This window comes from Nonomuraea sp. NPDC050786, from assembly GCF_040654115.1.
GTDB lineage: Bacteria > Actinomycetota > Actinomycetes > Streptosporangiales > Streptosporangiaceae > Nonomuraea.
Window position 1 is genome coordinate 17,958 of the sequence record NZ_JBFAHJ010000044.1, and the last position, 11,559, is coordinate 29,516.

Consider the following 11,559-nt stretch of genomic DNA (forward strand, 5'->3'; position numbering starts at 1 on the left):
CGGTACCCTAGACAATCGGTGCGTCAGGTGACGTGCCCTGTTGGCGCGCTTACTCGGTTCGTCGGTTTGAGACAGGCCGAATGACAGGCGCAGCATTCGGCGGCCGCCTCTCCGTGAGGCGGCCGATGTACGAGACAACAGTGAGTCAGTAGAAGGGTTCCGCGGTGTACGCGATCGTTCGTTGCGGCGGCAGGCAGCAGAAGGTCTCCGTCGGTGACGTCCTCGAGGTGGACAAGGTCGCCGGCGAGGTCGGCTCTTCGGTTTCGCTGCCGACGGTGCTCGTCGTCAACGATGGCGACGTGACCACCGAGGCGGGTAAGTTCACGGTCAGCGCCGAGATTCTCGGCGAGACCAAGGGCCCGAAGATCCGCATTCTCAAGTACAAGAACAAGACCGGTTACAAGAAGCGCCAGGGTCACCGCCAGCGGTACACCCAGGTGAAGATCACCGGTATCGACCAGGCCTGATCGGGAGTTTGAGAGATGGCACACAAGAAGGGCGCGTCGTCCACCCGGAACGGCCGTGACTCCAACGCCCAGCGCCTGGGCGTCAAGCGCTTCGGCGGCCAGCTGGTCAACGCGGGCGAGATCATCGTCCGGCAGCGTGGCACCCACTTCCACCCTGGCGACAACGTGGGGCGTGGCGGCGACGACACGCTGTTCGCGCTGGCGGCCGGGCACGTGCAGTTCGGTGTCAAGCGCGGCCGTCGGGCCGTGAGCATCGTTCCCGTCGCGGAGTAAGTTTCTCTCCGCTGACCTTGGGTCTGTTGCTTCAGGGGTGGATCGCGATGTCGATCCACCCCTTTGCTTTTGGCTGGACGCCGTACGTATTGGGATGAGAGGCCCCCGCGAGGGGGATGGAGGGGTGCGGGATGCCGGACTTTGTGGACCAGGTGGTCCTTCATATCAGTGCCGGTGACGGAGGGAACGGGTGCGCCTCCATCCACCGGGAGAAGTTCAAGCCGCTCGGCGGGCCCGACGGCGGGAACGGCGGGCGGGGCGGTGACGTCGTTCTCGAGGTCGACCCCAACACGGCGACGCTGCTCGACTACCATCGCCGGCCGCATCGCAAGGCCGAGAACGGCAAGCAGGGGCAGGGCTCGAACCGGGACGGGGCCAACGGGCAGGACGTGATCCTGCCCGTGCCCAACGGCACCGTGGTGAAGGACGCCGCCACGGGTGAGGTGCTGGTCGATCTCGTCGGCGCCGGCACGCGGTACGTGATCGCCCAGGGCGGCCACGGCGGGCTCGGCAACGCCGCCCTGGCCACGACCAAGCGCAAGGCGCCCGGGTTCGCGCTGCTGGGCGAGCCCGGGGACGCGCTGGACGTCATGCTGGAGCTCAAGAGCGTGGCGGACGTGGCGCTGGTCGGGTTCCCGAGCGCCGGCAAGTCCTCGCTGATCGCCGCGTTGAGCGCGGCCAAGCCCAAGATCGCGGATTACCCGTTCACCACTCTGATCCCCAACCTGGGGGTGGTGACCGCCGGGGAGACCGTGTTCACCGTCGCCGACGTGCCCGGGCTGATTCCCGGGGCCTCCCAGGGCAAGGGCCTCGGGCACGAGTTCCTGCGGCACGTCGAGCGGTGCGACATGCTCGTGCACGTCATCGACTGCGCCACGATGGAGCCGGGCCGGGACCCGATCACCGACTACGAGGTGATCGAGGCCGAGCTGCGGGCGTACGGCAAGCTCGAGGACCGGCCGCGGCTGGTCGTGCTGAACAAGGCGGACGTGCCCGACGCCCGGGAGCTGGCCGAACTGGTCACGCCCGAGTTCGAGGCCCGGGGGATGCGGGTGTTCACGATCTCGGCCGCCACGCACGCGGGGCTCCGGGAGTTCACGTACGCGATGGGCGAGTGGGTCGCGGCGGCCCGGGCCAACAAGCCCGTCGAGGAGCCCACCCGGCTGGTCATCAGGCCCAAGCAGCTCGGCGACGCCGGGTTCCGGGTGCGGCGGGTCAACGAGAACCTGTTCCAGATCACCGGCGAGAAGCCGGAGCGGTGGATCAGGCAGACCGACTTCAGCAACGACGAGGCCGTGGGCTACCTCGCCGATCGGCTCGAACGGCTCGGCGTGGAGGCGGAACTGGCCAAGGCCGGGGCCACCGCGGGCGCCGAGGTGGTCATCGGGCCGATGGAGGGCGGCTACGTCTTCGACTGGCAGCCCACGCTCCACGCCGAGTCCGTGCGACAGGGTCCGAGAGGGAGCGACAACCGCCTCGGCTGAGGTCCTTCGCGGGCTGCGGGCGGGGTGTTGTCGGGGCGTTGTTCCGCCGTGCCTGCCCGGCCGCGCGTCGTCGGGGCGCTGTTCCGCCGTTCCTGCCCGGCGATGACGTGACTGCCCGGCGATGGCGAGGGCCGTGACCTCGATCGGGGCATGCGCGCCGCGCCGCGGCGGCCCTGCGCAGCGCGGCGCCGGGCGGCCGAGAGGCCCTTCGGCCTCGGATAGGCTGCGAGACGTGCGGGAACAGATCAGCTCAGCGTCGAAGGTCGTTGTCAAGGTCGGCTCCTCCTCGCTCACCACCCCCCAGGGCATGATCGACGTCGACCGTGTCGACGCCCTTGTGGACGTGCTGGCGGCGCGGCGCCGTACCGGGACGCAGATCGTCCTGGTCTCCTCCGGGGCGATCGCGGCGGGCCTCGGCCCGCTCGGGCTGACCACGCGACCGCGCGACCTGGCCACCCAGCAGGCGGCCGCGTCCGTCGGGCAGGGCGTGCTCGTCGCGCGCTACACCTCCTCCTTCGCCCGCTACTCCCTGCGCGTGGGGCAGGTGCTGCTGACCGCCGACGACATGATGCGGCGCGCCCACCACGCCAACGCGCAGCGCACGCTCAACCGGCTGCTGGAGCTGGGCATCGTGCCCATCGTCAACGAGAACGACACCGTGGCCACCGACGAGATCCGCTTCGGCGACAACGACCGGCTCGCGGCCCTGGTGTCCCATCTGATCCACGCGGACGCGCTCGTGCTGCTGTCGGACGTGGACGCGCTCTACGACGGCCCGCCGAGCCGCAGCGGCGCCCGGCGCCTGGCGGAGATCCGCGGGCCCGAGGACCTGGTCGGCGTCGAGCTGGGCAAGAACGGCGCGGCGGTCGGCACCGGCGGCATGGTGACCAAGGTCCAGGCCGCCAGGATCGCCACGGGGGCGGGGGTCCCCGTGGTGCTCACCGCGGCCGCTCACGCGGCCCAGGCGCTCGGCGGAGCCGATGTCGGCACCTACTTCCACCCCGGCGGCCGGCACCCCGGCACGCGTCTGCTCTGGCTCGCGCACGCCACCACCGGACGCGGCCGCCTCCATCTCGACCAGGGCGCGGTGGAGGCCATCGTGACGCGGCGCAAGTCGCTGCTGCCGGCCGGGGTGACGTCGGTGGAGGGTGAGTTCGCGGCGGGCGATCCGGTGGACCTGTGCGGGCCTCAGGGGCTCGTGGTCGCCCGCGGCCTGGTCAACTTCGACGCCACCGAGATCCCCGGCCTGCTCGGCCGCTCCACCAGGGAGCTGGCGAGCGCACTCGGTCCGGAATATGAACGCGAGCTGATCCACCGTGACGACATCGTCATACTGGAAACGCACAGCTAGTCCTGCCAGGACGTCCCCAGGCAAGAGCATCGGAGCGCAGCCATGAGCACAGAGTTCCTCAAGGTCGCCCACGCGGCACGAGAGGCCGCCGCCGAGCTGGCCCCGCTGCCGCGGGCGCCCAAGGACGAGGCGCTGCGTGCTGTCGCCGACGCCCTGGTCGCGCATGCGGCGAAGATCGTCGAGGCCAACGCCAAGGACGTCGAGCAGGCCAGGGCGCAGGGCACGTCGGAGGCGATGATCGACCGGCTGCGGCTGGACGAGGCCAGGGTCGGGAAGATCGCCGAGGCCGTGCGCCAGGTGGCCGACCTGCCCGACCCGATCGGCGAGGTCGTACGCGGCGCCACCCTGCCCAACGGGCTCGAGCTGCGCCAGCTCAGGGTGCCGCTCGGCGTCATCGGCATCATCTACGAGGGCCGGCCCAACGTGACCGTCGACGCCGCCGCGCTCTGCCTCAAGAGCGGCAACGCGGTGCTGCTCAGGGGCTCCTCCAGCGCCTACTCCTCCAACACGGCCCTGGTGCGGGTCATGCAGGACGCCCTGGAAGGCACCGAGGTGCCCGCGGGAGCAGTCCAGCTCGTGCCGGGGCAGACCCGCGACTCCGTCAAGGAGCTCATGCGGGCGCGCGGCCTGGTGGACGTCCTGATCCCGCGCGGCGGCGCGTCGCTGATCAACTCGGTGGTCGAGGAGTCGACGGTGCCGGTCATCGAGACCGGCGTCGGAAACTGCCACGTCTACGTCGACGCCGAGGCCGACATCGACCTGGCCGTGCAGATCCTGCTCAACGCCAAGGCGCAGCGGCCGTCGGTGTGCAACGCGGCCGAGACGTTCCTCGTGCACGAGGAGATCGCAGACGCGTTCCTGCCGCGAGCCCTGTCGGCGCTCGCGGAGGCGGGCGTGACCGTGCACGGTGACGAGCGCGTCGCCGGCCACGGCCCCGGTGTCGTGCCCGCCACCGAGGACGACTTCTACGCCGAATATCTCTCGCTCGACATCGCCGCCGCCGTCGTCGGCTCGCTGGAGGAGGCGGTGGCCCACATCAGGAAGTACGGCTCCGCCCACACCGAGGCGATCGTCACCCGGTCGCAGCGGGCGGCGCGCAGGTTCGTCGCGCTCGTCGACTCGGCGGCCGTGGCGGTCAACGCCTCGACCAGGTTCACCGACGGCGGGGAGTTCGGGTTCGGGGCCGAGATCGGCATCTCCACGCAGAAACTGCACGCGCGCGGCCCGATGGGGCTCCCCGAGCTCACCTCCACCAAGTGGGTCTATACCGGTGAGGGGCATTTGCGCACGTCAGAGGGCACGGTGGTAGCCGGTTGACCGGCGTGTCGGCCTGACCGACGCCGGGGAGCGCGGGTTGACTGAGAGGCATGGAGATTGTCGTCGCCCTCGTCTTCTCGGCCGCGGTGCTGTTCGGCGCCGACCGGCTGCTGCTCTGGCTGGAGGGCCGGGGTCACGTCAACTGGCGCAGAAAGGGGCGCAGGCAGCTGTCGGAGGAGCCCACGGCCCGGCTCGACAGCATGCTCTCCGACCACACTCGCCGATAATCCTTCGGCGTGCCGCAAGCGGCGAATCGCGTCCCAGCGCTAGGGTTGTGTCCCTTATGAGCGCGCCGGGCGGGAGGGACGGTGACTAAGCTCGGCAAGGTCGGGCCGTACACCCTGGTCGAGCGGCTCGGCCGGGGTGGCATGGGTGAGGTCTACCTCGCCCACAACCGCCGCGGCGAGCGCGTCGCGCTCAAGGTCCTGCATGACCTGGCCGAAGACCAGACCTCGCGCATCAGGCTGGAGCGGGAGGTCCGCGCGCTACGCAGGGTCGAGAGCCCGTACGTGGCCAAGGTGCTCGACGCCGACCTCGACGGCGCCCGCCCCTACCTGGTCATGGAGCACATCGAGGGCGTCACGCTGCTCGACCGCGTACGCCAGAGCGGCCCCCTCGACGTGTCCGAGCTCGTGGACATGGCGCAGGGCATCGCCGCGGCGCTCGCGATCATCCACGCGGCCGGGGTCGTGCACCGGGACCTCAAGCCCGGCAACATCATCATGGGCACGCAGGGGCCGGTGCTCATCGACTTCGGCATCGCGCAGGTGCTCGACGCCACCCGGCTCACCATGACGGGCACGTTCCTCGGCACGCCCGGCTACACCGCGCCGGAGATCTTCGCCGACGAGCAGGTCGACTCGCCCGCCGACGTGCACGCCTGGGCGGCGACGGTGGCGTTCGCGGCGACGGGACGGCCGACGTTCGGGCGGGGTACCGCCGAGGCGCAGATGTACGCGGTGCTGAACGGGCAGGCCGACCTCAAGGGCGTGCCCGTCCAGCTGCTGCCGCTGGTGCGCGCCGCGCTCAACCGGGAGCCCGCCAAGCGCCCCACGGCGGCGCTGCTGGCCGACCGGCTCTCCCGGCTGGCCAGAGCCACCAGCGCGGGCGATCCTGAGCCCGCCCCCGACGAGGGCAAGGCGGGCCGTGCCGCCACTGAGGAGACCAAGTCCGCGCGCAGCCGGGCGAACACCGACGGCAAGGTTCCCGCGCCGCGTTCCCGGCCGAACGCCGACGGGAAGGGCGCGGCGGCTCGCACACCGGGCACGGACGGCAAGGCCACCGGAGGGCGGAGCCGTACGGGGGCGGACGGGGCGGCGGCTCGGAGCCGTACCGGGACCGATGGGAAGGGTGCGGCGGTCCGGAGCCGGGCGGAGGTGCCGCCGCCGCGCGGCCGGACGAGCGCGGACGGGAAGGCCGCTGTCACGCGGTCCAAGATGCCCGCGGCACGCCAGCGCACGGCGGCGGCCGTCAGGAGCAGGCCGCAGGTGCGCGGCAGGACCGGGCTCAGGGCCGAGTCGGCCACCACGCTGCCCGCGGGCAACGGCGCGCTGCTGCTGCTCGCCGTGCTGGCCGTGCCGTGCGTGGTGACCTCGGTGATCTGGCCGATCGCCTCCATCGCCATCACCACGGTGTTCGTGGTGCTGACCCGGACGCTCTGGATGAGTCACTGGATGGTCAGGAAGCGCAGCTCGCGGCGTACGCGGGTGGCGCTGCGCGTGCTGCTCTTCCCGTTCGCCCTGGTGGGAGCGGGCTCGACCGCCGCCGTGTGGCCGGGTGTGCCCGTCGCGCTGGCCGCGGGTGGCGCGCTCTGGGTGACCGGCGGAGGAGTGATCGACTCCGACTGGTGGCAGCAGCCCGCGCCCGTGACGGTGGCGGGCGTGGTGTTCGGGATGCTGTGCGGCGGTTTCGCCGGGCGCGAGATCGAGCGGATCGGGCATCGGCTGCCTGACCTGCGTAGGGAAGGACTGCGCGCACTGGCCGTGCTGGGCGGGTTCGTCGCCCTGTGCGCGGCCGCCGTGCGCGCCATCGCTCTCTTGCTCTGACCCGCCGGCTCTTCGAGGTGGGTCGTGGTCGCGGCCCGTCGCCTCTCTGAGGTGTTCGGCCTGCTCTCCATGGTGGGTCGTGGTTTCGGCCCACCGCTCGTCGCCGATCGCGGCGGGTTCTCGCGGCCGATCAAGCTGATCGGCCGCGTACGGCGGTGCGGCCGGTCAGCCCTGGCCGCCGTCGCGGCGCGAGAAGCGGTTGAAGATGCGCTCGCCCGCGTTCACGGCGCCCTCGGCCACGTCGCGCAGAACGCCGATGAACGGGTCCTGCGACTGCGACCAGGACGCGCGGTAGGACTCGGCCGCCGCCTTGATCTCGTCGGTCACTCGTGCGTTGGCGTCGTCCTCCCTGCGCGGGTAGTCGCCGCCCAGGATGCGGTCGTACTCGCCGCTGCGCTGCCACTTGTCCAGCTCGGCCACGCGTACCACCGCGAACGGGTGGGTGGTGCCGAGCAGGTTGAGCACCTTGAGGAAGCCGTCGCGAAGGTCGCCCGCGGTGTCGTACTCCTGGTACTGCTCCAGGAATGCCTCGATGTTCATCTCGTGGGTGTAGTCGCCGCCGGCCAGCTTCATCAGCGCGCGCTTGGCCGCCTCGGGGTTCTGCCCCGTGAGCAGGCCGCCGCGGTCGGACGAGAGCTCGGACTTGCGGTACCACTCCTCCAGGCCCGCGACGATCGCCCGCAGGCCGATGTAGCCGAGCGGGATCCAGGCGACGCGGGTGGCGAGGCGGGTCAGGATGTCGAGCATCGTCCGGTAGACCGCGTGCCCCGACAGGATGTGCGAGGTCTCGTGGCCGATGACGAAGCGCTGCTCCTCCTCGTTCATGAGGTTGAGCAGACCGGTGGTGACGACGATGAACGGGTCGTCGAAGCCGATGGCCTTGGCCTGGACCGCCGGATCCTGCTGGATGTAGATCTCCGGGATCCGGTGCAGGTCGAGGGTGTAGGCGGCGTCGCGGCCCATGTCGTAGATGGAGCGGAACTGGGTCTCGCTCACGCGCACGGCCGACGCCAGGTACATCAGGCGCAGCCGCCGCTCGCTGATGAGGCCGGACATCTGCTTGAGAACCGTGTCGAACCCACTCAACTTACGCAGAGCGACCAGGGCGGACCGGTCTGCGGGGTGTTCGTAGGCTCGGGACGAGATGCCGGGCAGTTGGACGCGGTTGCGGTCCGGGGTGGTCGTCATGCCCGGCATGCTACGTCCGCAACGGAAGCGATGCGCGGCCATCACCAAGGGGGGTGCCATCATGTTGGGGTACGACGTCCACGTAAGGTCCGTTTCATGATGAATGCGCCTGGTGTGCAGGGGAAGCGGCGAGTTGGGGTGATGGGTGGGACGTTCGATCCCATCCACCACGGCCACCTTGTGGCTGCCAGCGAGGTGGCCCACCACTTCGACCTGGACGAAGTCGTCTTCGTGCCGACCGGCCGGCCGTACCAGAAGTCGGAGCGCGAGGTGTCGGCACCGGAGGACCGCTACCTGATGACGGTCATCGCGACCGCGTCCAATCCGCGTTTCTCGGTGAGTCGCGTGGACGTGGATCGGCCAGGGCCGACCTTCACTATCGACACTTTGCGCGATATTTCGGAAATTTACGGTCCGCAGGTTGACCTGTTCTTCATCACCGGCGCCGACGCCCTCGGCGCCATCCTGGGCTGGCAGAACGCGGACGAGCTCTTCGAGCTGGCGCACTTCGTCGGCTGTACGCGGCCGGGGCACACGCTGCACGATCCCGGGCTGCCCGCGGGACGGGTGACGTTGCTGGAAATCCCCGCGCTGGCCATCTCGTCCTCCGAGTGCCGGCAGCGCGTGGCCAAGGGGGAGCCGATCTGGTATCTGGTGCCCGACGGCATCGTCCAGTACATCAACAAGCGCGGGCTGTATCACGGCGAGGGATGAAGGACTCGTGCCGTAGGTGAGGGGTTTCGGCCCGGAAGGGTACCCTCAACATAAGGGCATGCTGCCGACACAGGAGGACAGACCCGCATCGTGACCGCATCTGACAGAGCCGCCCAGCTCGTGCGCATCGCCGCGGAGGCCGCGGCCGACAAGCTGGCCGATGACATCCTCGCCTACGACGTGAGCGAACAGCTCGTCATCACCGACGCCTTCCTGCTCTGCTCCGCCACCAACGACCGCCAGGTCCGCGCCATCGTCGACGAGATCGAGGAGCGGCTGCGTGCCGAGGCGGACGCCAAGCCCGTGCGCCGGGAGGGCGAGCGCGAAGGCCGCTGGGTGCTGCTCGACTACATCGACATCGTCGTGCACGTCCAGCACGAGGAAGACCGTACGTTCTACGCGCTTGAGCGCCTGTGGAAGGACTGCCCGGCCATCTCGCTGCCGGAGAGCGTCCTGCAGGCCAACCTCCAGCGGGCGCGCGCGTGATCGCACCGGTATCTCTCATCTCGGTTCCCAGATCGCCCGTGAGGACTCCGCATGAGTAGGCGGATCGTCTGTCTGCGGCACGGGCAGACACTGTGGAACGTCGAGCAGCGATTCCAGGGGCATTCCGACATCCCCCTCGACGAGACCGGCGTGGCGCAGGCCGCCAGGGCCGCCTCCCTGCTCGCCTCGCTCCGGCCCACCCTGATCGTCTCCTCCGACCTGCAACGCGCCAACGACACCGCGCTGGCGCTCGCGCGCGTCGTGGGGCTCGACGTGGCGGTGGACAAGGACTTCCGCGAGCGTGGCGGCGGTCAATGGGAGGGGCTGACGCGCGACGAGATCGCCGCGCGCTGGCCCGAGGAGTACGCGGCCTGGGAGGCGCCGGACGGGGAGCCCGTCACCGACGTGGCCACCAGGGTGGCCGGCGCCATGCGGCGCTGGGCGGCCAAGCTCGACGACGACGGGCTGCTGGTCGTGGCCTCCCACGGGGCCGCGCTCCGGCTCGGGATCTGCGAGCTGCTCGGGCTGCCCGAGCCGTTGTGGCCGGCGCTGGGCGGTCTGGGCAACTGCTCCTGGTCCGTGCTGCAGGAGGGGCGCAAGGGGTGGCGGCTGCTCGAGCACAACGCCGGGACGCTGCCGGAGCCCGTCCACAGCGACGACCGGCCGGACGCCGAGGTATAGGCGAGTCCGTACGGCTCGGGGGCCGTACGGCGGGCCGGCGTGCGGCCGTACGGCGGGCCGCCGTGCTCGCTCTTGGCCGGGGCGCACGGCGCGATTATGCGAATCGGCGTGGATGGCTATATGCTCTCGGAGCGCCGCAACGGGTGGACTCGGAGCGGTGACCAGGGGCTATAGCGCAGTTGGTAGCGCGCCTCCATGGCATGGAGGAGGTCTGGGGTTCGAATCCCCATAGCTCCACCCCAAACAGCTGGCGGCGGTGTCCTTCGGGGCGCCGCCGTTCTGCGTTCCAGGACAGTCGGCCGTACGGTCTCCTAGTGGCCCTTTTCGTACACGAGGAGGCCCCGTGACAGGTGCAGCGGGACCATGATGAGCTCGACCACCAGGGCCTTCCAGGCGTAGTAGAGGTTGACCGCCTTGTTCAGATAGACGAACGGGAGGTTGATAAGCACCTGGTGGACAGGGAGGCGGCGGCGTCTGGCCGCGTACAGGAGTGCCGGGATGGTCAGGAGGAGCTCGCCGCCCGCCCACCACGCCATCGTGCCGGTCACCGGCTCCCGCAGGCCCAGCGTGAGGATCAGCGGGGTGATCCACCACAGCGGGGCCAGGAGGATCTCCAGGAGGGCCACGATGACCCACGTCGCCAGCATGGGCTTGCGGGTGAGCAGGCGGGGGAGGTGGAGGCGGACGTTCTGCATGAAGCCCGCCATCCAGCGCCACACCTGTTTGCGGAGGTAGGTGAGGGTCTCGGGGTCGGCGGCCCAGGCCATGGCGTCGGACACGTAGACCGCCTTGCGGCCTTCGAGCTGCTGGCTCCAGGTGAAGTCCATGTCTTCGACCATCGTGCGTTCGGGGAAGCCGCCGAACGCGGTCAGAGTCGTGCGCCGGAACACCGAACAGCAGCCCGAGCAGACCATGGGGCTGTTGGCGAGTTGCTGGATCGGGCGGTGCCAGTGGAAGCCGAAGAGGTATTCGGTCGACCTGCCACGCTCCCATGGGGTGCGGGTGAAGCGGGTCTGCACGTTGCCGGCGGCCACGCCTACGGCGGGGTCGTCGAAGACGGGCTTGACGCGCTCGATGTAGTCGGGGGCCAGCACCGTGTCGGCGTCGACGGCCAGGACCAGGTCCGTGTCGCAGTGGGGGAGCGCGTGGTTCTGGGCTCTGGCCTTGCTGCCGAGATTGCGGGGAGGGCGCAGGACGGTGACGCCGTAGGCCGCGGCCACCTCGCCGGTGCGGTCGGTGGAGCCGTCGTCCACCACGATGATCTTCTCGGGTGGGGTCGTCTGGGCCTGGATGGAGCGGAGCGTGGCGGGGAGCCCGGCCTCCTCGTTGTGCGCGGGAACGATGACCGTGAGGGTCTGCTGGCTCACCTGCGCCTCCCGAGCTTGAGCGCGACCAGGGTCACCAGGCCGACCATGGCGTAGATGATCAGGCTGAATCCGAGTGTGGGCGGGCCTCCGGGCATCCTGCGGTTCCCTTCTGAGCGGGTGGAGTGGATCGGGTGATGTGGGAACGAGGATGCCTGGCGGAGTGGGAGCGGGGAGGTTCCGAATCGG

At 70.4% G+C, this 11,559-nt stretch carries 12 protein-coding genes and 1 tRNA gene; 11 read left to right on the forward strand and 2 right to left on the reverse strand.

Going from position 1 to position 11,559, the window contains the following annotated elements; all coding sequences use genetic code 11:
• Nucleotides 1-164 precede the first annotated feature (164 nt).
• From rplU to AB0H84_RS48310, 7 genes are all read left to right on the forward strand, one after another.
• The gene (gene rplU, locus AB0H84_RS48280; RefSeq protein WP_049575732.1) at nt 165-467 is read left to right on the forward strand and encodes a 50S ribosomal protein L21; all 303 of its coding nucleotides are present in this window, start codon (nt 165-167) and stop codon (nt 465-467) included.
• 15 nt (nt 468-482) lie between these two features.
• A complete protein-coding gene (gene rpmA, locus AB0H84_RS48285; protein WP_012893687.1) occupies nt 483-740 on the forward strand; it encodes a 50S ribosomal protein L27 in 258 nt (85 codons plus the stop codon).
• Nucleotides 741-871: 131 nt separating this feature from the next.
• Complete coding sequence (obgE, locus tag AB0H84_RS48290) at nt 872-2,224, forward strand: GTPase ObgE (protein WP_357620261.1); 1,353 nt, start codon at nt 872-874, stop codon at nt 2,222-2,224.
• A gap of 223 nt (nt 2,225-2,447) precedes the next feature.
• On the forward strand, nt 2,448-3,575 hold the full coding sequence (gene proB, locus AB0H84_RS48295) for a glutamate 5-kinase (RefSeq protein ID WP_357620368.1): 1,128 nt from the start codon (nt 2,448-2,450) through the stop codon (nt 3,573-3,575).
• Between the two features lie 42 nt (nt 3,576-3,617).
• Nucleotides 3,618-4,892, forward strand: a complete 1,275-nt coding sequence (locus tag AB0H84_RS48300; RefSeq protein ID WP_357620263.1) for a glutamate-5-semialdehyde dehydrogenase — start codon at nt 3,618-3,620, stop codon at nt 4,890-4,892.
• A gap of 50 nt (nt 4,893-4,942) precedes the next feature.
• Complete coding sequence (locus AB0H84_RS48305) at nt 4,943-5,119, forward strand: hypothetical protein (RefSeq protein ID WP_357620264.1); 177 nt, start codon at nt 4,943-4,945, stop codon at nt 5,117-5,119.
• An 81-nt stretch (nt 5,120-5,200) separates the two neighbouring features.
• The gene (locus tag AB0H84_RS48310) at nt 5,201-6,937 is read left to right on the forward strand and encodes a protein kinase (protein ID WP_357620266.1); all 1,737 of its coding nucleotides are present in this window, start codon (nt 5,201-5,203) and stop codon (nt 6,935-6,937) included.
• A 165-nt stretch (nt 6,938-7,102) separates the two neighbouring features.
• Here AB0H84_RS48310 and AB0H84_RS48315 read toward each other — a convergent pair whose 3' ends face one another.
• Nucleotides 7,103-8,125, reverse strand: coding sequence for a M48 family metallopeptidase (locus tag AB0H84_RS48315; protein ID WP_357620268.1), 1,023 nt, complete (start codon nt 8,123-8,125; stop codon nt 7,103-7,105).
• A 96-nt stretch (nt 8,126-8,221) separates the two neighbouring features.
• Here AB0H84_RS48315 and nadD point away from each other — a divergent pair, with 96 nt between their 5' ends.
• From nadD to AB0H84_RS48335, 4 genes are all read left to right on the forward strand, one after another.
• A complete protein-coding gene (nadD, locus tag AB0H84_RS48320) occupies nt 8,222-8,839 on the forward strand; it encodes a nicotinate-nucleotide adenylyltransferase (protein ID WP_344989558.1) in 618 nt (205 codons plus the stop codon).
• A 90-nt stretch (nt 8,840-8,929) separates the two neighbouring features.
• A complete protein-coding gene (gene rsfS, locus AB0H84_RS48325) occupies nt 8,930-9,325 on the forward strand; it encodes a ribosome silencing factor (protein ID WP_357620270.1) in 396 nt (131 codons plus the stop codon).
• A 51-nt stretch (nt 9,326-9,376) separates the two neighbouring features.
• Entirely contained in the window at nt 9,377-10,006 is a 630-nt protein-coding gene (locus tag AB0H84_RS48330) for a histidine phosphatase family protein (protein WP_357620272.1), read from the forward strand.
• 164 nt (nt 10,007-10,170) lie between these two features.
• Nucleotides 10,171-10,243: transfer RNA gene (locus AB0H84_RS48335), tRNA-Ala, on the forward strand.
• Between the two features lie 74 nt (nt 10,244-10,317).
• On the opposite strand, the gene AB0H84_RS48340 is transcribed toward AB0H84_RS48335, so the two are convergent.
• Nucleotides 10,318-11,373: a glycosyltransferase family 2 protein gene (locus AB0H84_RS48340; protein ID WP_357620274.1), complete on the reverse strand. Its 1,056-nt coding sequence runs from the start codon at nt 11,371-11,373 to the stop codon at nt 10,318-10,320.
• Nucleotides 11,374-11,559 lie beyond the last annotated feature (186 nt).